The 21794-nt window shown below is 58.9% G+C and carries 17 protein-coding genes and 4 tRNA genes; 10 read left to right on the forward strand and 11 right to left on the reverse strand.

Features of this window, described 5'->3' with window-relative positions; translation table 11 throughout:
* Positions 1 to 15: 15 nt before the first annotated feature.
* Positions 16 to 1824: a di-heme-cytochrome C peroxidase gene (locus tag AABM55_RS21465; RefSeq protein WP_347927724.1), complete on the forward strand. Its 1809-nt coding sequence runs from the start codon at positions 16 to 18 to the stop codon at positions 1822 to 1824.
* 28 nt (positions 1825 to 1852) lie between these two features.
* Entirely contained in the window at positions 1853 to 2989 is a 1137-nt protein-coding gene (locus AABM55_RS21470; protein WP_347927725.1) for a catalase family protein, read from the forward strand.
* A 140-nt stretch (positions 2990 to 3129) separates the two neighbouring features.
* Here the strand turns inward: AABM55_RS21470 and AABM55_RS21475 are convergent.
* The 4 genes from AABM55_RS21475 to AABM55_RS21490 all read right to left on the reverse strand — a co-directional run bounded on the left by AABM55_RS21475 (position 3130) and on the right by AABM55_RS21490 (position 3659).
* A tRNA-Asp gene (locus AABM55_RS21475) sits at positions 3130 to 3206 on the reverse strand.
* 19 nt (positions 3207 to 3225) lie between these two features.
* A tRNA-Val gene (locus tag AABM55_RS21480) sits at positions 3226 to 3301 on the reverse strand.
* 186 nt (positions 3302 to 3487) lie between these two features.
* Positions 3488 to 3564: transfer RNA gene (locus AABM55_RS21485), tRNA-Asp, on the reverse strand.
* 19 nt (positions 3565 to 3583) lie between these two features.
* Positions 3584 to 3659, reverse strand: a tRNA-Val gene (locus AABM55_RS21490).
* 160 nt (positions 3660 to 3819) lie between these two features.
* Between AABM55_RS21490 and rdgC the strand changes: the two genes are divergently transcribed.
* From rdgC to sugE, 3 genes are all read left to right on the forward strand, one after another.
* Entirely contained in the window at positions 3820 to 4740 is a 921-nt protein-coding gene (gene rdgC, locus AABM55_RS21495; protein WP_103319547.1) for a recombination-associated protein RdgC, read from the forward strand.
* A 145-nt stretch (positions 4741 to 4885) separates the two neighbouring features.
* Positions 4886 to 5851: a bile acid:sodium symporter family protein gene (locus AABM55_RS21500; protein ID WP_347927726.1), complete on the forward strand. Its 966-nt coding sequence runs from the start codon at positions 4886 to 4888 to the stop codon at positions 5849 to 5851.
* A gap of 118 nt (positions 5852 to 5969) precedes the next feature.
* A complete protein-coding gene (gene sugE, locus AABM55_RS21505) occupies positions 5970 to 6290 on the forward strand; it encodes a quaternary ammonium compound efflux SMR transporter SugE (RefSeq protein ID WP_347927727.1) in 321 nt (106 codons plus the stop codon).
* Between the two features lie 91 nt (positions 6291 to 6381).
* Here sugE and AABM55_RS21510 read toward each other — a convergent pair whose 3' ends face one another.
* The 3 genes from AABM55_RS21510 to AABM55_RS21520 all read right to left on the reverse strand — a co-directional run bounded on the left by AABM55_RS21510 (position 6382) and on the right by AABM55_RS21520 (position 10843).
* On the reverse strand, positions 6382 to 8256 hold the full coding sequence (locus tag AABM55_RS21510; RefSeq protein ID WP_054593536.1) for an MFS transporter: 1875 nt from the start codon (positions 8254 to 8256) through the stop codon (positions 6382 to 6384).
* 84 nt (positions 8257 to 8340) lie between these two features.
* Positions 8341 to 9492, reverse strand: coding sequence for a TDT family transporter (locus AABM55_RS21515; protein WP_347927728.1), 1152 nt, complete (start codon positions 9490 to 9492; stop codon positions 8341 to 8343).
* A 154-nt stretch (positions 9493 to 9646) separates the two neighbouring features.
* Positions 9647 to 10843 carry an MFS transporter gene (locus AABM55_RS21520; RefSeq protein WP_347927729.1) on the reverse strand — a complete coding sequence of 399 codons (1197 nt, stop codon included), beginning with the start codon at positions 10841 to 10843 and terminating at the stop codon, positions 9647 to 9649.
* A 91-nt stretch (positions 10844 to 10934) separates the two neighbouring features.
* Here AABM55_RS21520 and AABM55_RS21525 point away from each other — a divergent pair, with 91 nt between their 5' ends.
* Together AABM55_RS21525 and AABM55_RS21530 are read left to right on the forward strand one after the other, a co-directional pair.
* Positions 10935 to 11474: a TetR/AcrR family transcriptional regulator gene (locus AABM55_RS21525; protein ID WP_347927730.1), complete on the forward strand. Its 540-nt coding sequence runs from the start codon at positions 10935 to 10937 to the stop codon at positions 11472 to 11474.
* 140 nt (positions 11475 to 11614) lie between these two features.
* Positions 11615 to 15085 carry a hybrid sensor histidine kinase/response regulator gene (locus AABM55_RS21530; protein ID WP_103319536.1) on the forward strand — a complete coding sequence of 1157 codons (3471 nt, stop codon included), beginning with the start codon at positions 11615 to 11617 and terminating at the stop codon, positions 15083 to 15085.
* A gap of 18 nt (positions 15086 to 15103) precedes the next feature.
* Here AABM55_RS21530 and rmuC read toward each other — a convergent pair whose 3' ends face one another.
* Positions 15104 to 16468 carry a DNA recombination protein RmuC gene (rmuC, locus tag AABM55_RS21535; RefSeq protein WP_162491276.1) on the reverse strand — a complete coding sequence of 455 codons (1365 nt, stop codon included), beginning with the start codon at positions 16466 to 16468 and terminating at the stop codon, positions 15104 to 15106.
* Between the two features lie 175 nt (positions 16469 to 16643).
* The gene (locus AABM55_RS21540) at positions 16644 to 16967 is read right to left on the reverse strand and encodes a sel1 repeat family protein (protein ID WP_347927731.1); all 324 of its coding nucleotides are present in this window, start codon (positions 16965 to 16967) and stop codon (positions 16644 to 16646) included.
* 1018 nt (positions 16968 to 17985) lie between these two features.
* Between AABM55_RS21540 and AABM55_RS21545 the strand changes: the two genes are divergently transcribed.
* The 3 genes from AABM55_RS21545 (at position 17986) to AABM55_RS21555 (ending at position 20388) form a co-directional block, all read left to right on the forward strand.
* Positions 17986 to 18210, forward strand: a complete 225-nt coding sequence (locus AABM55_RS21545) for a hypothetical protein (RefSeq protein WP_007898912.1) — start codon at positions 17986 to 17988, stop codon at positions 18208 to 18210.
* 278 nt (positions 18211 to 18488) lie between these two features.
* Positions 18489 to 18971, forward strand: a complete 483-nt coding sequence (locus AABM55_RS21550) for a hypothetical protein (protein ID WP_347927732.1) — start codon at positions 18489 to 18491, stop codon at positions 18969 to 18971.
* 145 nt (positions 18972 to 19116) lie between these two features.
* Positions 19117 to 20388 (forward strand): OmpP1/FadL family transporter, encoded by a 1272-nt coding sequence (locus tag AABM55_RS21555; RefSeq protein ID WP_054593544.1) that lies wholly within the window; start codon positions 19117 to 19119, stop codon positions 20386 to 20388.
* Between the two features lie 87 nt (positions 20389 to 20475).
* Here the strand turns inward: AABM55_RS21555 and AABM55_RS21560 are convergent, their stop codons facing one another.
* On the reverse strand, positions 20476 to 20598 hold the full coding sequence (locus tag AABM55_RS21560; protein WP_256585315.1) for a hypothetical protein: 123 nt from the start codon (positions 20596 to 20598) through the stop codon (positions 20476 to 20478).
* Positions 20595 to 21794 (reverse strand): MFS transporter, encoded by a 1200-nt coding sequence (locus AABM55_RS21565; RefSeq protein WP_347930077.1) that lies wholly within the window; start codon positions 21792 to 21794, stop codon positions 20595 to 20597. Before AABM55_RS21565 ends, AABM55_RS21560 begins: the two co-directional genes overlap by 4 nt.

The following is a 21794-nucleotide window of genomic DNA, read 5'->3' on the forward strand; positions in this document are numbered from 1 at the left end:
ACAAGGATGTTTAACGTGCGCCTCTTGATCCGTGTGCTGTTGCTGATAATCACCCTGCTGGCAGTCGCTCTGGCGGTGGTCCTGTATTACGTCGCCAACCCGAAGCTACCGGCCTATACGCCAGTCAAGCAGGTGAACTACCTCGAGCAATGGGACGCCGCCGACCGCCAGACCTACTACTTCACACCACAGGGCACACAGGTCAAAGGCCTGCGCTACAACTGGTTCACAGCACTTGAACTGCCATTCTCGGAGCAACGCTTTGCCACGCCTGAATACCTGGCGCGTTTTGGTTTTTTGGTAGATCCGACCCAAAAAGCCACACCCAACAACCCCGGCAACCTGCCCGTCGGTTTCGCCCGCCATCAGAATCCAGGCAGTAAAGAAGAGTTTCTGGATGTTACCTGCGCTGCCTGCCACACCGGCGAGCTGCGCTTTAAAGGCCAGGCGGTGCGCATCGACGGCGGCTCGGCACAGCACGTATTGCCTTCCAGTGTCCCCACTCTGCGCGGCGGCAGTTTCGGTCAGGCATTGGTCGCAAGCCTCGCCTCGACCTACTACAACCCCTGGAAACTCGAACGCTTCGCACGCAACGTGCTGGGTCAGGACTATGACGCCCAACACTCACAACTGCGCCAGGACTTCAAAACTTCGCTGGATACCTTCTTGCGCGCAGCCTGGAATGACACCCACCGCGGCCTTTATCCCACCGAAGAAGGCCCCGGCCGTACCGACGCTTTCGGCCGTATTGCCAACGCCAGTTTCGGCGACGCTATTTCGCCGAACAACTACCGAGTAGCCAACGCGCCCGTGGACTATCCGCAGTTGTGGGATATCTGGAGCTTCGACTGGGTGCAATGGAACGGCTCAGCCCAGCAACCCATGGCGCGCAACATCGGCGAAGCCCTGGGCGTCGGCGCGACGCTGAACTTCTTCGATGCCGCCGGCCAGCCGCTCAAGGGCGATGATCGCTACCCTTCCAGCGTGCGAGTACGCGACCTGCAACTGATCGAAGAAACACTGAAGCGACTCAAACCTCCGGCCTGGCCCGAAGCATTGCTCGGCAGCATCGACAAACCACTGGCCGCCAAGGGCCGCACGCTGTTCGCCGAAAACTGCGCCGGTTGCCATGTACCGAACGTGACAGTGACCAATGGTCGGCCTGAGCAGAAATTGAAAATGTTGCCGGTGGACGTCATTGGTACCGACCCGGGGGCCGCCAACAACATCGCCGACCACCGTTTTGACCTGAGCCCGCTCAAATGGGACGTGGCCGAACTGGCGAAACTGGACGTCAAACTGCACCCGACACCTACCGGGCCACTGGACCTGAGCAAACTCTCGGTTGCCAAAGGTCTGGCCTACGTGACTGCCTTCGTCGAGAACCGCGCTTACCGTGACGCCAACGTCACACCTCAAGAGCGCCCCGACATGGATGGATACGGCCTGCCGATTGGCGTTCGTGAACTACGTGCCTACAAGGCACGACCGCTGGCGGGCGTCTGGGCGACGCCACCGTTTCTGCATAACGGTTCAGTACCGAACATCTACCAACTGCTCTCGCCGCAGGATGAGCGTGCAGCCACCTTCTATAGAGGCACGTTCGAATACGACCCACAGCACCTGGGTTATCGCACTGAAGCCTTCAGCAACGGTTTTGAGTTCGACACGCGAATCACCGGCAACCACAACAGCGGTCACGAATTTCGTCCAGGCGAACGAGGCAACGGGGTCATCGGCCGACTGCTGCAACCCCAAGAGCGCTGGGCACTGGTGGAATACCTGAAGGTGCTCGGCGGGCCTTTGGAGTCGCAACTACCATGACCATCACCGCAGCAAAAAGGATTCATGCATGTTGATCACACTTTGGCTGCGCATCGGCGTATTGCTCGGCAAAACCCTGCTGCTCCTGTTGGGGCTCGGTTTGCTGGCCTGGGCGGTGGCGACAGCCTGGTTCGCCTGGCATCACAGCGGTCCGGTCTCTGCCAAAGAACAGATTCCGGCGGGTGAAGCGGCAATGACGCGGGACATCATCCAGACTGCCGTGCGCATCGTCGACCAGCACCGCGAAAACACTCGTTTCCTGCGCGATGCCCACGCCAAGGCGCATGGCTGCGTAAAGGCCGAGGTTCAAGTGCTGGCCGACCTCACGCCTGAACTGCGTCAAGGTGTCTTTAGCGAGGCCGGCAAGACCTGGCAAGCCATCTTGCGACTGTCCAACGGTAACGCCTATCCGCAATTCGATAGCGTTCGCGATGCCCGAGGCATGGCGATCAAATTGCTTGATGTACCGGGAACACAGCTACTCAAGGATCAGCAGAACCGTAGTGAGCAGGACTTCGTGATGTTCAACCATCCGAACTTCTTCGTCAGCAATGTCGCCGAGTACCGTCAAAACGTCGCAGCCCAAGCTGATGGCAAGCAAGTCATGGCGTTCTTTCCGAGCTGGGATCCGCGCAGCTGGCAGATTCGTCACCTGTTCATTGCCTTGGCGACCCTGGCGCCAGCCCCGGCCAGTCCGACCCAGAGCACTTATTTTTCCGTCTCGCCGTATAAATTCGGTACGGCCAATGCCAAGTTCCGCGTTGCGCCAGACCCTGGCAACTGCCCCGACTACACCCTCCCTGCGCAAAATCAAGCGCTGCCAAACTTTTTGCGCAGTGCGCTGAATCAACAGCTGTCGACGGACCGGGTAGCCGCGTGTTTTGTCTTGCAGATCCAGCGCCAGGACCCGACCAGGTATATGCCGATCGAGGACACCAGCATCGAATGGCGTGAAAGCGATGCGCCGTTCGAAACCGTGGCGCGGATCCGGATCCCCGCCCAGGACTTCGACACGCCAGCGCTGAACCTGCAATGCGATAACCAGTCCTTCAACCCCTGGTTTGGCCTGGAAGCCCACCGCCCTATCGGCGGTATCAATCGGCTACGCAAAGCAGTGTACGAAGCGGTCAGTGATTACCGGCACGCGCGCAATGCCGAGCAGTAGTAACCCATAAACGAAAAAAGCGACCAAGGGTCGCTTTTTTATCGGGGACCATGACTTGATAAAACCCCAGACAGCAAAAAGCCCGCATTAAGCGGGCTTTCTGTGGTGACCTGGCGTTCAGTGTTCCAGGTTACCGAATATGGCGCAGCGGACGGGACTCGAACCCGCGACCCCCGGCGTGACAGGCCGGTATTCTAACCGACTGAACTACCGCTGCGCGTAGCGTTGAAAGTAAGTGGTGGGTGATGACGGGATCGAACCGCCGACATTCTGCTTGTAAGGCAGACGCTCTCCCAGCTGAGCTAATCACCCTTTACCTTCGTTGCGGGGCGCATTGTGCCACAAAAATTCATAACGTGCTGATTTAATTAAGAAAAATATTAAAAAAGCTGAATTTCAATGAAACAGTACACATCGCATGGAACTCTTACAGCAAAAAGCCCGCGTTAGCGGGCTTTCCGTGGTGACCTGGCGTTCAGCGTTCCAGGTTACCGAATATGGCGCAGCGGACGGGACTCGAACCCGCGACCCCCGGCGTGACAGGCCGGTATTCTAACCGACTGAACTACCGCTGCGCGTAACACTGAATGCGAATGGTGGGTGATGACGGGATCGAACCGCCGACATTCTGCTTGTAAGGCAGACGCTCTCCCAGCTGAGCTAATCACCCTTCACGTTCGGTGTGGCGCGCATTCTACGGAGCAGCCCAACCTCTGGCAAGCACTTTTTAAAATAATTTTTTCAGGCCTTCCAAAGGCTTAGCTGAGGGTTGGCCTATGACGCTGCGCGGAGAATAATGCCCCCCTTTGTATAAAGGAGAGACTCACCCCATGTGGTTCAAAAACCTGCTTATCTATCGCCTGACCCAAGATCTGCCTTTTGATGCTGAGGCGTTGGAAACTGCACTGGCCACCAAACTGGCGCGTCCATGTGCAAGCCAGGAGTTGACCACCTACGGTTTCGTCGCGCCGTTTGGCAAAGGCGAAGATGCACCCCTGGTACATGTCAGCGGAGACTTCCTGCTGATCGCCGCACGCAAGGAAGAACGCATTCTGCCAGGCAGCGTCGTGCGCGACGCGGTCAAGGAAAAGGTCGAAGAGATCGAAGCCGAGCAAATGCGCAAGGTCTATAAGAAGGAGCGTGATCAGATCAAGGATGAAATCATCCAGGCGTTCCTGCCGCGCGCCTTTATCCGTCGCTCGTCGACCTTTGCTGCCATTGCACCGAAACAGGGGCTGATCCTGGTCAACTCCGCCAGCCCGAAACGCGCCGAAGACCTGCTTTCCACGCTGCGTGAAGTGATCGGCACGCTGCCGGTACGTCCGTTGACTGTAAAAATGTCCCCGACCGCGACCATGACTGAGTGGGTCACCACCCAGAAAGCCGCTGACGACTTCTTCGTACTGGATGAGTGCGAACTGCGCGATACCCACGAAGACGGCGGCATCGTCCGTTGCAAGCGTCAGGACCTGACCAGCGAAGAAATCCAGTTGCATCTGAGCACCGGTAAAGTGGTCACTCAGCTGTCCCTGGCCTGGCAAGACAAACTGTCGTTCGTCCTCGACGACAAGATGGTGGTCAAGCGCCTGAAGTTTGAAGACCTTCTGCAGGATCAGGCAGAACAGGACGGTGGTGATGAAGCCCTCGGCCAACTCGACGCCAGCTTCATGCTGATGATGATGACTTTCGGCGAATTCCTCCCGGCGCTGGTTGAGGCGCTGGGCGGCGAAGAGACTCCGCAAGGGATCTAATCGCGCTAATGGGCGCCGGCCGAATTGGCGGCGCCTATAAAGAAAAGATCGCAGCCTGCGGCAGTTCCTACAGTAATGTGCGTTCATCTGTAGGCGCTGCCGCAGGCTGCGATCTTTTTACAGACGATATAGGAAGGAACAGGTCATGCGTGCACTGGCAGCACTGAGCCGCTTTGTCGGCAACACTTTCGCTTACTGGGTCTTGATCTTCGCCGTAGTGGCCTTCCTGCAACCGGCGTGGTTCATCGGCCTGAAAGGTGCGATCGTGCCGTTGCTGGGGCTGGTGATGTTCGGCATGGGCCTGACCCTCAAACTTGAAGATTTCGCTGAAGTGGCCCGTCATCCGTGGCGCGTGGCACTGGGCGTGGTCGCACATTTCGTGATCATGCCCGGCGTGGCATGGTTGCTCTGCCAGGCGTTTCACCTGCCACCGGAAATCGCCGTCGGGGTGATTCTGGTCGGTTGCTGCCCAAGCGGCACCTCGTCGAACGTGATGACCTGGCTGGCCCGCGGTGACCTGGCGCTGTCGGTAGCGATTGCCGCCGTCACCACCCTGCTCGCTCCGGTGCTGACGCCTGCCCTGATCTGGTTATTGGCCTCGGCCTGGTTGCCGGTATCGTTCATGGAACTGTTCTGGTCGATCCTGCAAGTGGTGTTGCTGCCGATCGTGCTCGGCGTGGTTGCCCAACGCCTGCTGGGAGATCGGGTGCGCCACGCGGTAGAGGTGCTGCCGCTGGTTTCAGTGGTGAGCATCGTGATCATCGTCGCCGCCGTTGTCGCGGCGAGTCAGGCAAAGATTGCCGAGTCCGGCCTGCTGATCATGGTCGTGGTGATGCTGCATAACAGCTTTGGCTTCCTGCTGGGCTACTTCACCGGACGCGTGTTCAAGCTGCCGCTGGCGCAACGCAAATCCCTGGCCCTGGAAGTCGGCATGCAGAACTCCGGGCTGGGCGCGGCGCTGGCCAGTGCCCACTTCTCGCCACTGGCGGCGGTACCGAGCGCGCTGTTCAGCGTTTGGCACAACATTTCCGGGGCGTTGCTCTCGACGTATTTCCGTCGGATGAGCGAGAAACAGGACCGCGAACTGGCCGCCCGACAAGCAACCGAGTGACCCGGTAACTTGATCCCCGGATTATTAGTGGGCACTATAGTGCGCATCGCGAGGACGACCTCGCGGCTCGACCGAGTTACTAATCTGGGGACGACCCCGTCAATCGATGGAGGTCTGCATGCCTTGGATCATTCTGTTTTTCGCAGGTTTGTTTGAAGTCGGCTGGGCCGTTGGCCTGAAATACACCGACGGCTTCAGCCGCCCTCTTCCCACCGTCCTGACCGTCGGCGCCATGGTAATCAGCCTGGGTCTGCTGGGTCTGGCCATGAAGGATCTGCCGTTGGGCACGGCCTACGCCATCTGGACTGGCGTCGGCGCCGTGGGCACGGTTATCGCCGGGATCATCCTGTTTGGTGAATCCATGGCGCTGTTCCGCCTGGCCAGCGTCGCGCTGATCATCGTCGGGTTGGTCGGGCTCAAAGTCAGCGCCCAGGCCTAGATCGCCATCGCGGGCAAGCCTCGCTCCTACAGATATCTCGTACCTCTGTAGGAGCAAGGCTTGCCCGCGATGAGGCCAGCCAAAACACCCACTATCTAACGGTGCCACGCAATTCGCCGACCAGCGCTTGCAACTGCGCTGGCTGCGCGACTTCAACCGCCACCGCCGGCCCGGCCACCAGGGTCACCCGTGACCAGAGACGGTGGAACAAACCCTTGTTCGGATCGCGGCTGAAAAAGCTGCCCCACAACCCTTGCAAGGCCAAAGGAATCACTGGCACCGGTGTCTCTTCCAGTATCCGCGTCAGCCCGCCCTTGAACTCATTGATCTCACCATCAACGGTCAGCTTGCCTTCCGGGAAGATGCACACCAGCTCACCATCCTTCAGGTACTGGGCGATTCGCTTGAAGGCCTTTTCGTAAATCTGACTGTCCTCCTGGCGCCCGGCAATCGGAATGGTCCCCGCCGTACGGAAGATAAAGTTCAGCACCGGCAAGTTATAGATCTTGTAATACATCACAAAGCGAATCGGCCGACGCACTGCGCCACCAATCAGCAAAGCATCGACGAACGACACGTGGTTGCAGACCAGCAACGCCGCGCCCTCATCGGGAATCAGCTCAAGGTTGCGATGCTGCACGCGGTACATGGAATGGCTGAGCAGCCAGATCATGAAGCGCATGCTGAATTCGGGAACGATGCTGAAGATGTAGACGTTTACACCGATGTTCAGCAGCGACACCACCAGGAACAGCTGGGGAATCGACAGCTTGACGATGCTCAGCAGCACAATCGAGACAATCGCCGAAACCACCATGAACAGTGCATTGAGGATGTTGTTGGCCGCGATCACCCGCGCCCGCTCGTTTTCGGCAGTGCGCGACTGAATCAACGCGTACAGCGGCACGATGTAGAAACCGCCGAAAATCCCCAGCCCGAGAATATCGAACAGCACCCACCACGTCTGACCGAAGCCAAGCACTTCGATCCAGCCATGACCTTGAAGGCTTTGCGGGATGCCCCCGGAGCTCCACCACAGCAGCAAGCCAAACACTGTCAGCCCAAAGGAGCCAAACGGCACCAGACCGATCTCGACTTTGCGTCCGGAGAGTTTCTCGCAGAGCATCGAACCCAGCGCGATACCGACCGAGAACACCGTCAGAATCAGCGTCACCACCGTCTCGTCACCGTGCATCCACTCTTTGGCGTAGGCCGGGATTTGCGTCAGGTAAATCGCCCCGACAAACCAGAACCACGAGTTGCCGACAATCGAGCGCGACACCGCAGGCGTTTGCCCCAGCCCCAGACGCAGAGTCGCCCAGGACTGGCTGAAGATATTCCAGTTCAACCGTAGCTCAGGGGTCGACGCTGCAGCGCGCGGAATGCCGCGACTGGCCAGATAGCCCAGCACCGCGACACCGATGATCGCCGTGGAGACGATCGGTGCGTAATGACTGGACGACATCATGATCCCGGCGCCGATGGTCCCGGCCAGAATCGCCAGGAAGGTACCCATTTCCACCAGCCCGTTACCGCCCACCAGCTCTTCTTCATGCAGGGCCTGCGGCAGGATCGAATACTTAACCGGGCCAAACAACGCCGAGTGGGTACCCATGGCGAACAGCGCCACCAGCATCAGCGACAGGTGATCGAACAGGAAGCCGACTGCGCCGACCGCCATGATCGCGATTTCGCCGAGCTTGATCAGACGAATCAGCGCGTCCTTGGCGAACTTTTCGCCGAACTGTCCGGCCAGCGCCGAGAACAGAAAAAACGGCAGGATAAACAGCAGCGCACACAGGTTGACCCAGATCGAACGGTCACCCTCGATGGTCAGCTTGTACAAAATCGCGAGGATCAACGATTGCTTGAAGATGTTGTCGTTGAACGCCCCGAGGGACTGCGTAACAAAAAACGGCAGAAACCGCCGCTTGCGAAGCAAGGTGAACTGCGAAGGGTGGCTCATCTTCCATGTCCCTGTGTGGCTTGGATGCTCTTATTGGAATGTCGTACCGCGATCCAGGCCACAACCTTACCTAAACTTTGCGAATTATTTCGCTAATCCGGCAATGCACGGTGAAACAAACAACTCACCGCGCCAGGCGCCTTGAACGGTGCGCTTGGAAACGATCAGCCACATGATCGCCAACGCGACCACCAAGACACTGCCAAAGAAGCTGAAAAAAGCCAGGTTCAAGGTGCTTGCCAGCTTCAGCGTGGCCAGCGAGTAAACGCCCAGCGGGAAGGTAAAACCCCACCAGCCGAGGTTGAAGGGAATCCCGCCACGCAGGTAACGCAAGGTGATCAGTACCGCTATCAACATCCACCACAAGCCGAAGCCCCATAATGTAATCCCGGCGACCAGGCCCAGCCCGGCGGCAATTTCACCGATTCCCGGCAAGCCGTTGGCGGCGAAAATCGCCGGTGCATCGCTGCCCAGCAACAACATGCCCAACGCCCCGGTGCCGATCGGCCCCAGCGCCAGCCAGCTCGACGCGGCCATGTTTTCGTGCGGCAGTTTGTGCAGGGCCATACGCAGCAGCAGGATGGTCAGGATGCTGAACGCCACCGGCAGCGAGAACGCCCACAGCACGTAGCTGGTCACCAGTACCACCAGTTGCGAGTGAGCGTCTGCCAGGTGCGGCGCAAGCAAACCACCGCTGGCCGCCGCGACTTCCGCAGCCACCACCGGCAGCAGCCAGACAGCGGTCATCTGGTCGATGCTGTGTTCCTGGCGGGTGAACATCATGTACGGGATCAACACGCCGCAGGCCAGCGACATGGCGACATCCAGCCACCACAACACCTCGGCCAGGTGCACAACGCCCTCCCCCCAGCGCGGCAGACCGAACAGCAGGAAGCCATTGATGATGGTCGCCAGGCCCATGGGAATGGTGCCGAAAAACATCGAAACCGTGGAGTGGCCGAAAATCCGTCGCGCTTCATCGAAGAAAAACGCCCAGCGCGCGGCATACAACCCACTGAACAGCAGGAACAGGAAAATATTGAACATCCACAGGCCTTCGGCGAAGGCATGCAGGCCAGGGAAAGACACCGGCAATTGGGCGAGCGCCAGGGCCAGGACCCCAGTGCCCATGGTCGCGGCGAACCAGTTCGGGGTGAACTGCCGAATCGCTTCGCGAGGGTGCTGTAAATGGCTCAAAGGCCGGTTAGCGGTTTTGTTGCTGTTGGGGCATTGCATCGTGAACTCCTGTCCTCGGGTGAGGGAGAGCTCATGGTAGAACTGAATCGAATATCTATATAACGGGTAATTTCTCTAACTGTTATCTGCTTTACAGATATAGATATTAAACACTGCTGCTCGTATCACTCCGCCTGGGAACACCTCTGTCGCGTTAAGGATTATCCGCTACCCCACAGAACTTGGCCGGCCGCTGACGCATCAACCCCAGCAACGCCCCCAACGACAGCACGATCAATACCGCGCCATAGCCATCGGTGGTGGCGACCAGGCCAAAGGTCCGGGTCAGGTTGCCTGCCAACAGCGACGGCAGGCAGAACGCCAGGTAACTCAGCACGTAGAACGCCGACATCAACCCCGCGCGCTCATGGGGCAAGGCCAGCGGTACCACGCTGCGCAAGGCACCGAGAAAGCCGGCACCAAAACCACTGCCGGCCACCAGAGTGGCGAAGAAAAACAGCGGCAGGCTGGCGCTGTGTACGGCGGTCAGAATCAGCGCGATGCCGATCGCCAACAAGCTCGCGCCCAAGCGCAGGACTTTGTCTGCCGGGCGATTGCGCAACGTGAAGATCATCAACGCGCCACTGACCGTCAACACAGCTACCAGGCCGCCGCCGATCAGATTCGAGGTCGAACCGGTCGCCGTACGAACCAGCGATGGCGCCAGTGACAGGAAGAAGCCGCCCACCGCCCAGACCGCCACATTCACCGGCAGCGCCAGCCACAGCGCCCGTCGTGCCTGTGGCGGCACATGCAAGGTCGGGCATAGCGACTCCCAGGCGCCGGGTAGTCGACTGACACTTTCTGGCAGACGCCAGACGTACAGGGCTTGCAGCAGGAACAGTCCGAACAGAATCCAGTAGGCCAATTGCAATGGTTGCGGCGCGTACTCCGCCAGCAATCCACTGCCCAATGCGCCAAACGCCATGCCCAGAAGCGGCGCAACGCTATTCACCAGCGGACCTTGCTGCCGGTCAGTATCGAGCAACGCCGCACCGAGTACGCTGGTGGCCATGCCGGTGGCAAACCCCTGAAGCACCCGCGCAGCGATCAGCCAAGCCACACTGTCGGCATTGATAAACAGCAACATCGCCAGCATATCCAGCAGCAACGCAGCGAAAATTACCGGCTTGCGTCCCAGATGATCCGACAACGAGCCGACCGTCAGCAGCGCCGCCAGCAAGCTCAAGGCATACACCCCGAAAATCAGCGTCAGGGTCGCCGGAGAGAACTGCAGCACCTCCTGGTACAGGTGATAAAGCGGCGTTGGTGCACTGGAAGCGGCGAGAAAACTCAGTAAGGTGATCGCCAGGAACACCAGACTGGAACGGCTTGAGACTGAACTGGACATGAGCACACTCCGCAAAAGCTAATTTTTTGCTTTTGCGGAGTGTGCTACCGACTTCGGCTTAAAGCAAATTCTTTGTGTTAAGGTTCGACGCATGGCTATTAAAGAAGGTTTACGCCCGGGCGGTCGCAGTGCTCGGGTGCAGGAGTCGATTCATTCGGCAGTCCGCGAACTCCTCCAAGAGCAGGAGCGTTCAAGCGTAACCGTGCCGCAAATCGCTGCCCGTGCAGGCGTTACGCCGTCGACGATCTACCGACGTTGGGGCGACTTGTCGGCACTCTTGGCCGACGTCGCGCTGGTACGCATGCGTCCTGACAGTGAACCGGCCAACACCGGCAGCCTGCGTAGCGACCTGCGCGCCTGGGCCGAGCAGTATCTGGACGAAATGAGTTCGGAGCCCGGCCGCAACATGATGCGCGACGTGCAATCGAGCGCCACGCCGGGGTATTGCGTGAGCATTCTCAGTAGCCAGTTGCAGACGATACTGGACCGCTATCCGAATGAGCCGAAGCCCGGTGTCGACCGACTGATCAACATAGTGGTGGCACCGACAGTGTTCCGCATCCTGTTCGCGTCAGCGGCGCTAGAGGTTGAAGAGTTGCATCGGTTGATCGATATCGCGCTGGCCCCGTAGCTGCCGCGTAAACACGCTACGTATCCACCCTGCGACACCCCGCCGCGCCACGACCTTGGTCGACACTGACGAACCGAAGTGGTCGTGCGAAACTGTCAGACCGGGTTTGCGTCCCGGGTGTCTTTATGCCTGGAGTTACCATGTCGCTGTCCAGCGGGCTGATTGCCGCCGTCGCCCTGGCCTATATGGCCGTCATGTTCGCTATCGCCTTTTACGGTGACCGGCGCAGCACACCGCTGCCGCCGCGTATGCGTGCCTGGGTGTACAGCCTGTCGCTGGCGGTCTACTGCACCAGCTGGACGTTCTTTGGCGCCGTCGGTCAGGCCGCCGAACAACTCTGGTCGTTTTTGCCGATTTATCTGGGGCCGATCCTGCTGCTGGTGTTCGCGCCGTGGGTCCTGCAAAAAATGGTGATGATCAGCAAACAGGAAAACATCACCTCGATTGCCGACTTCATCGCCGCCCGCTATGGCAAGTCGCAATCGCTGGCGGTGGTGGTGGCGCTGATCTGTCTGGTGGGCGTATTGCCCTACATCGCCTTGCAGCTCAAAGGCATCGTCCTGGGGGTCAACCTGTTGATCGGTGCAGGCCCGGATGCCATGGGCACCCGGGCCCTGGACACAGCGCTGATTGTGTCGCTGGTTCTGGCGCTGTTCACCATCGTCTTCGGCACCCGCAACCTCGATGCCACGGAGCACCACCGTGGCATGGTGCTGGCGATTGCCTTCGAAGCACTGGTCAAGCTGCTCGCCTTCCTCGCCGTCGGCGCCTTCGTCACATATGGTTTGTACGATGGCTTCAACGACCTGTTCGATCAGGCCATGCTCGCACCACGCCTGGAGGAATACTGGAAAGAAACCGTGAATTGGCCATCGATGGTGGTGCAGACCGGCGTGGCGATGATGGCGATCATCTGCCTGCCCCGACAGTTCCATGTGACCGTGGTGGAGAACATCGAACCGCAGGATTTGCGCCTGGCGAAATGGGTATTCCCGGCTTATCTGGGATTGGCCGCACTGTTCGTGGTACCGATCGCGCTGGCCGGGCAAATGATGCTGCCAAGCTCGGTACTGCCCGACTCCTTCGTGATCAGCCTGCCACTGGCCCAGGCCCATCCGGCACTGGCGCTGCTGGCGTTTATCGGAGGTGCATCGGCCGCCACCGGCATGGTAATCGTTGCCAGCGTGGCGCTGTCGACCATGGTCTCCAACGACATGTTGCTGCCATGGCTGCTGCGCCGGAAAAATGCCGAACGGCCGTTCGAGGTGTTCCGCTACTGGATGCTCTCGGTGCGTCGGGTGAGCATCGTCGCCATTCTGCTGCTGGCCTATGTTTCCTATCGCCTGCTCGGTTCGACCGCCAGCCTGGCCACCATCGGGCAGATCGCATTTGCCGCCGTGACCCAACTAGCGCCAGCGATGCTCGGCGCGCTGTACTGGAAACAGGCCAACCGCCGCGGGGTATTCGCCGGTCTCGCCGCCGGGACTTTTCTCTGGTTCTACACGTTGATTCTGCCGATCGCCGCCAACAGCCTGGGCTGGTCGCTGCACAGTTTCCCAGGGCTGGGCTGGTTGCACGGCAATCCGCTGAACCTGCCGATTTCCCCACTGACTCAAGGCGTGGTGTTGTCGCTGGCCGGTAACTTCACCTTGTTCGCCTGGGTGTCGGTGTTGTCGCGCACACGGGTCTCGGAACACTGGCAGGCCGGTCGCTTCATTGGTCAGGAGATCAGCACACGGCCGAGCGCGCGCTCGATGCTGGCGGTGCAAATCGACGACCTGCTGCAACTCGCGGCACGTTTTGTCGGCGAAGAACGGGCACGCCAGAGCTTCATCCGCTTCGCCTACCGCCAAGGCAAAGGTTTCAACCCGAATCAGAATGCCGACGGTGAATGGATTGCCCACACCGAACGCTTGCTCGCCGGTGTACTCGGGGCTTCATCGACCCGCGCCGTCGTAAAAGCCGCTATTGAAGGTCGGGAAATGCAGCTCGAGGACGTGGTACGAATCGCCGACGAAGCCTCGGAAGTGCTGCAATTCAACCGTGCCTTGCTGCAAGGCGCGATCGAGAACATTACCCAAGGCATCAGCGTGGTCGACCAGTCGCTGAAGCTGGTGGCCTGGAATCGTCGATACCTTGAACTGTTCAACTACCCGGATGGCCTGATCAGCGTCGGCCGGCCGATTGCCGACATCATTCGCTATAACGCCGAACGCGGCCTGTGTGGCCCCGGCGAGGCGGAAGTCCACGTTGCCCGGCGCCTGCACTGGATGCGCCAGGGGCGCGCCCATACCTCGGAGCGCTTGTTCCCCAACGGTCGGGTGATCGAGCTGATCGGCAATCCAATGCCGGGCGGCGGGTTTGTCATGAGTTTCACCGACATCACCGCGTTTCGCGAAGCCGAGCAAGCGCTGACCGAGGCCAACGAAGGACTGGAGCGACGCGTCGCCGAGCGCACCCATGAACTGTCGCAGTTGAACATCGCGCTGACCGAAGCCAAAGGTACCGCCGAGTCGGCCAACCAGTCGAAAACCCGTTTCCTTGCAGCTGTCAGCCACGACCTGATGCAGCCATTGAACGCCGCACGGCTGTTCTCGGCCGCCCTCTCCCACCAGAATGACGATCTCTCCTGCGAGACCCGGCAACTGGTGCAGCATCTGGACAGTTCGCTACGCTCGGCCGAGGACTTGATCAGTGACCTGCTCGACATCTCGCGCCTGGAAAACGGCAAGATCAACCCGGATCGCAAGCCATTTGCGCTGAATGATTTGTTCGACACCCTCGGCGCCGAATTCAAGGCGCTGGCGCAGGAGCAAGGGCTGAAATTTCGCCTGCGCGGCAGCCGCCTACGGGTCGACAGCGATATCAAATTGCTGCGGCGGATTCTGCAAAACTTCCTGACCAACGCCTTCCGCTACGCCAAAGGCCCCGTGCTGCTGGGCGTGCGACACAAGGGCGATCAGCTGTGCCTGGAGGTCTGGGACCGTGGCCCGGGGATTCCCGAAGACAAACGCCAGGTTATCTTCGAGGAGTTCAAGCGCCTCGACAGCCACCAGACCCGCGCCGAAAAAGGTCTGGGCCTGGGTCTGGCGATTGCCGACGGCTTGTGCCGGGTGCTGGGTCATCAACTGCAAGTCCGCTCCTGGCCAGGCAAAGGCAGTGTGTTCAGCGTCAGCGTGCCTCTGGCCCATGCTCAAACCAGTGCGCCCGGTACACCTGCCAAACTCAATGGCCGGCTGCCAACAGGCGCGCAGGTGCTGTGTATCGATAACGAAGACAGCATTCTGATCGGCATGAACAGCCTGCTCTCGCGCTGGGGTTGCCAGGTATATACCGCGCGCAATCGCGATGAGTGCGTCGCCCTGCTCAGCGATGGCATGCGCCCGCAACTGGCGCTGGTGGATTACCACCTCGACCATGGCGAAACCGGTACCGAACTCATGGCCTGGCTACGCTCCCAACTCGGCGAGCCGGTACCTGGCGTGGTGATCAGCGCTGACGGGCGACCGGAGATGGTCGCCCAAGTGCATGCAGCAGGCCTGGAATACCTGCCGAAACCGGTGAAGCCGGCGGCGTTGCGGGCGTTGTTGAGTCGGCATTTGCCGTTGTGATGAAGACAATCTTTTAATTTATTCCGGCAACTCGGCCAACCCATCGACATCGGTCATCGCCCGCTCCAGCAGATCGGCCGGCAAGCTCTTGCTGGCCCGTGCGCCGAGCAATTTGAGCTGCTCGCTGCGGCTGACCAGATTGCCGCGGCCTTCCGTCAGTTTGTTGCGTGCGGCGCTGTAGGCTTTATCCAGTTGCTGCAAGCGATTGCCGACCTCGTCCAGATCCTGAATAAACAACACGAACTTGTCGTACAGCCAGCCCGCGCGCTCGGCAATTTCCCGGGCATTCTGACTCTGGCGCTCTTGCTTCCACAGGCTGTCGATGACGCGCAACGTCGCCAGCAAGGTGGTCGGGCTGACGATAACGATATGGCGATCGAACGCTTCCTGAAACAGATTTGGTTCAGCCTGCAATGCCGCGGAAAAAGCCGCCTCGATGGGCACGAAAAGTAATACGAAATCCAGGCTGTGCAGACCGTCCAGGCGCTTATAGTCCTTATCGGACAAGCCCTTGACGTGATTACGCAACGACAGCACATGCTGCTTCAGCGCCGCTTGGCCAATCGCGTCGTCGTCAGCCGCCACGTATTGCTGATAGGCCGTCAGGCTGACCTTCGAGTCGACCACCACCTGCTTGTCGCCCGGCAGATAAATCAGCACGTCGGGCTGGAAGCGCTCGCCATCCGGTCCCTTTAGGCTGACTTGAGTCTGGTACTCGCGGCCCTTCTCCAGGCCCGCGTGTTCCAGCACTCGTTCGAGAATCAACTCACCCCAGTTGCCTTGGGTTTTCTGTCCCTTGAGCGCTCGCGTGAGGTTGGTCGCCTCGTCGCTCAAGCGCAGGTTCAGTTGCTGCAGACGCTCCAGCTCCTTGGCAAGCGAGAAGCGCTCGCGGGCTTCCGCCTGATAACTTTCCTCGACGCGTTTTTCGAAGGATTGAATGCGCTCTTTCAGTGGGTCGAGCAATTGGCCCAAACGCTGCTGGCTGGTTTCGGCAAAGCGCTGTTCGCGCTCATCGAAGATTTTCCCGGCCAGCTCGGCGAACTGCGCCCGCAGCTCGTCCCGCGAGCCTTGCAGGTCGCTCAGGCGTTGTTGATGGCTTTCCTGCTGCTCACGCAACTCGGCATTTAACGAGGCGGCCTGCGCGTCCAGCCGCCGCAACTCGGCCTCTTTACTGCTGCGCTCGAGGTTCCAGGCATGGGCCGCGTCACGGGCGTTGTCACGCTCGATCTGCAACAGCTCGACTTCACGGCGCACGGCAGCCAGATCGGCTTGCTTGGCCGCATTGGCCTGACTCAGGTCGCTGATTTCATCACGGCAGGCATCGAGTTGCGCATTAAGCCCGTCCTGCGCCAGTTGTGCAGTCCCCAAGCGCTCTTCAAGCAGCGACAGCTCGGACTGCGCGGTGCTCAGGCGCCGCTGTAGCTGCCACGCCAGCATCAATAACGGTAGCGCAGCACCCGCCAGACCGAGCAACACACTGGTCACGTCCATAGCCATGACGACTCCTGCCGATGAATTAAAGCGCGAAGGTTAACCAAGCCGTCGGGGCTTGGACAGCTCAGTCTTCGATCTGACCGAGTTCCTGCCGGGCACGCCGGTCGCCGGCACGTGCGGCCTGACGCAGCAGGTCCTGGCCAATGCGCCGATCCCGGGCATTGCCGCATTCGCGGCACATCAATTGCCCCAGACGACTTTGCGCAGCCACCACCCCTTCACGGGCTGGAGCCTTGAGCAAACGTCCGGCGAAATGTTTGATGTTGGGGTTATCGCCCAGGCGTGGGCTGTCGAGCAACCATTCGGCGACTCGAATCGAAAAGCGCTTGGGTGGAGTGACACCTGAGGTGATGGAGGTAACGGAGGTTGGTACTGAGCGAAACTTCATAAAGCACTGCGGGACAAATCGGAAGGCGCGCCACTCTACTCTTTTTTTCGTACGGGTAAAGTCGAAAAAAGCCTGCACGCCCGTCCTAGAGCAAGCGCTTGGGACAATCCACAGAAGCTGTGGATAACTCAGTGGACAACCCACCCTGAACTCGCCAGAAGCCCTGTGGAATGGGGCTCGCAGTCAAACTGACGATTTTTTCACCAGTAAAAAAAAGCGATGTTTTTCATTGACTTAAATTTCCATTACAGGCACCCACTGCGCTTGAAGGTGAAATGACAACGGGGTGACAGCCCACGCAACTAATGTGCACAAGTCCCTTCGAGGTGGTTATATCACCGCCCTTTTTTCGTGCGTTTTGCAGTCAATCAGTCACAACGAGCCTCACTGTACCTGCGTTTCAAGCGAGGTGATGGCTCATGCCACTGGACGCCCGGTGACCCAATTGTGTGCTTTACTGTTGCCGCGACGTTTTACCCCCGACGGCAGATGCTCCAGGCACGGCAATTCCCCGCCAGCGAGCAGAGCGATTCAAGCATCAGTAAAAGTTTTTTGCCTAACACACTTCCTTTCTCGAATTCAATCCGTTACTATCCGCGGCGTTAGTACCAAGCTGAAAGTCAATTCTGGTCGAACAACTCCTGCGGTATACCTTCCCTAAAGAGAAGCCTCTACCGACATCACGGGACCGACCACCTCGATGGTTTCCAGGTAATGCTTGCGACAACACTGCCTTTGAATTGAAAGCAAAGGGTGTTGCGAAGCTCACTTACTCTGACCGAACCAACCTGCAAATTGATCAGGATCTTCACCCCGGGCCCAGAACCTTTGCCCTTGATGTGTTGCCTGCCCTCCTAAGTACCTACCTGCCGGCCCAAGCGCGCAAAAATCATAGCGCTTCAACTGGCTGCTTTGTTCCAGTCGGGTTCTTCGTTCGATCAATGGTGATCGTCGTTACTGGAACGTTTTAACGTTGCACGGTTCTTATCCGTGTCATTTGTAGGAACACCCAATAACCATGTCTACTCAAATCCACACTCAGGATGCCATCCGCACCCTAACCAACGCTTTTGCTCCAATGAACTGCCTGATCATGGCTGCTCGCAAAGGCTGCTTCAGCTTCACCCTGGTCAATGAACACGGCATCGCTCGTCACAGCGAACGCCTGTACCCCGATCAATACTCCAGCGCCGAGCCGCTGCAGGCCGTGATCGAGCGTACCCGTCAGGCACTGGTTGCCTGAAACACCAGAAAAGCTGAAAACATCAAAAGCCCTGCTTAAAAAGCAGGGCTTTTTATTGCCTGATATTTCTCCACACGCTGTATCGGCTTAAGTACCAAGCGATATAACGGTTATAACTCGGCACCGGAAATATTTTAAAAACAGGCCTTTACGGCACGAATATGACACTACACTTCAACTCAAGCGGCTTGATCCGCTTCCGGCGATCCTGAGTCGATCCACCGCTGCCAAGCCCCACCCGTCAGGAATCGCCGCCCACTTCACGTTTCGAGGGCTTTATGGGTATCGCCGCCAGCGAACTGTGCCGTTATGTGATCCGTCCGACGCTGATTTACCTCGGACGCCACAGCACGATTGCCGAATCCCTGCTACTGGGTGTTGCAGCCAGTCAGTCCGCTCTTGGTTCCGCCCTGCATGACCGCCGCGGGCATGGCCTGTACCGGATTGCCGAACCTCGTCACCAGGCGCTTTGGGATCACTATCTGGCGCTGGACCCGGAACGCGCCAGCCTGGTTCGCGGCCTCGCCAGCCAACATGCATTTCTCAGCGGTCCGCACCTCGAACTGACCGTCAACCTGCGTTATGCCACCGCCATCGCCTGGCTATTAATAGAAGAACAGAATACCCCGCTCCCCGGAGCCGATGACCTGCTGGGCATGGCCCGAATCTGGCGCCAGACCTTCCAGCCACAAGGTCGTCTGCGTGACTTCACCTGCGCCTGGCAAACCTGTGTATCACCGCTGAATCAGATCGCCTGTTAACCGGGCAATTTGCAAGATCGCGCATATAGACGCGATTTTGGTCTGATTGTCCTACAAAAGCGCTCTATCTCAAGCCATACAGCCTATAGCGCTGAAACGAAAATGTTGGTAATTTTCGCTCCGGTGATCACCAGGAGTTCTAATAATGAAAAAAGTAATGCTCAAAACCACCCTTAGCCTTGCCGTTGCCTTGGCATCCACCCAGATCTTTGCAAGTGGCTTTGCCCTCAACGAACAGAGCATCAGTGGGATGGGGACTGGTTTTGCGGGACGCTCTTCGTCCGCTGAGGACGCAAGTACTGTATTTGGCAACCCTGCCGGCATGTCGCGGATCAAGCGCCAGGAAGTCACTGGCGGGCTGGCAGCTATCGACGCTTCGAGCGATATCAAAGACGCCCACGGCGCCCATCCGGGTACCAACAAGGGCGACATGGTGCCATTCACAGCCGTTCCGATGGGCTATTACGTCAAACCGATCGATGATCACTGGGCATTTGGCCTCGGTGTCTATGCACCTTTTGGTCTGATTACCAACTATGAAAGTGGCTTCCAGGGCGGCGGCTTCGGCAGCAAGAGCGAAGTCAAGGTTGTGACCTTCCAACCTACCGTCAGCTATGCCTTCAACGACAGAGTATCGATCGGCTTCGGCCCGACCATTAACCGTATTGGCGGCACTCTCGAGTCGGATGTACCTCTTTTTGGCGATACCCACGTCAAGATCAAAGGCGACGATACCGCTCTGGGCTACAACTTCGGGGTTCTGGTACAAGCCACCGACACGACTCGCCTCGGCCTGACTTATCACTCGAAAGTGAATTACAAGCTCGAAGGTCATACCGATATCACCGCAGGCGCCAACGCTCCTTCCGCCTTCCTGCAAAGCAATCGATACGACGCTTCGCTGAAAATCGAAACGCCTGAATCGGTCGATTTCTCCGTGACGCAACAACTGACAGATGCGTGGACCCTGTATGCAGGTTCCACCTGGACCCGCTGGAGCCGCCTGAAAAACATCACCGTCAATAACGAAGGCGTCACTGCGGCACAGGGCGGTGTATTGTCCCCAGCCTTGTTCGGCACCATTACGGAAGAGCAGAACTGGCACAATACCTGGGCCTACGCCATCGGTACTTCCTACAAGCTGAACAAGCAGTGGGTATTGCGTACCGGCCTGACCTTTGACCAATCGCCGACCAACAATACTGACCGTTCACCACGCATTCCTACCGGTGACCGCACTATCTTCAGCCTTGGCGCTGGCTACAACGTCACCGATGATCTGACCATCGACGTCGCCTACTCCTACCTCAAGGAAGAAGCTGTCACGGTGAATCACTCCAACGCAGTAGACAGTTACAGCGCCAAATATGAAAACAGCTCCAATGGTTTTGGTGTCGGCGCGACCTACCGCTTCTGATTCACGGCGAGCCTGAACAGCTCATCGGCTGACTTGAAAAAGCCCCGCTCTCTTGCACAGAGGCGGGGCTTTTTAGTGGGCGCTGACTCAGCAAGCACCCATACCGAGTTGCATCAGCGCCAACCCTCCCTGATGCCAGCCCCACCAGGCCAGCGCCAACAACAGCGCGCCAGCACCGACAGCGGCGAACCAGGCGGCGATCCTGCTCATGCCGCACTCACCTGAGCTTGCAAGCGTGCCACGGTACGCTCGCGTACAGGCCAGTTCAAGACTGCCGCCAACAGACTGAGGAGAATCGCCACCTGCCAGATCAAGTCATAGTTGCCTGTTCGGTCATAAACCACCCCACCCAGCCAGCCGCCAAGGAACGAGCCCAACTGGTGAAAGAGGAAAACGATACCACCGAGCATAGAGAGGTTTCGTACACCAAATAGCGTCGCTACCGTGCCGTTGGTCAAAGGCACTGTCGACAACCAGAGAAACCCCATGGCCATACCGAACAGATAAGCACTGGTCTGCGTCACGGGAGCCCAGATGAACAAACTGATCACCACCGCACGCAACAGGTAGAGCCCCGTCAACAGACGCGGTTTGGACATGCGCCCGCCGAGCCAGCCGGCGGTGTAAGTACCGAAGATATTGAACAGGCCAATCAACGCCAGCACCGTGGTACCGACGCTGGCAGGCAGATGCTGGTCGACCAGATAGGCCGGCAAATGCACGCCGATAAACACCACCTGGAAACCACAGACAAAAAAGCCGAACGCCAACAGCCAGAAGCCCGAGTGCGAACACGCCTCGCGCAGGGCCTCGGACAGGGTTTGCTCATGACCGAGCACGGGCAGCGGTTTGTCCTTGAGCATGCTGACTAGTGGCACAATCAGTGCCACCAGCATTCCCAGCACCAGCAGCGCGGTTGACCAACCGAGCCAGCCGATCAACCCCAGCGTGCCCGGTAACATGGCGAACTGGCCGAAGGAACCGGCAGCACTGGCGATCCCCATGCCCATGCTGCGTTTCTCCGGCGGCAAGGCACGCCCTACCACGCCAAGAATCACCGAGAACGAGGTGCCGGACAGACCAAGACCGATCAACAAGCCAGCGCTCAACGACAGCGACAAGGCCGAATCGGACAAGCCCATGAACACCAAACCCACCGCGTACAGTACGCCACCGACCAGCACCACTTTCGCCGCGCCGAAACGGTCCGCCAAGGCCCCGGTGAATGGCTGCGCCAGCCCCCAGATCAGGTTCTGCAGGGCGATGGCAAAGGCGAACACTTCCCGCCCCCAGCCGAACTGCGCGCTCATCGGCGGCAAAAACAGCCCGAAGCCATGCCTCACGCCAAGCGACAGTGCAAGAATCAGTGCGCTTCCAAGTAGAACCCAACCGCTGGCACGCCACAT

Source organism: Pseudomonas helvetica (assembly GCF_039908645.1).
GTDB classification, from domain to species: Bacteria; Pseudomonadota; Gammaproteobacteria; order Pseudomonadales; family Pseudomonadaceae; genus Aquipseudomonas; species Aquipseudomonas helvetica.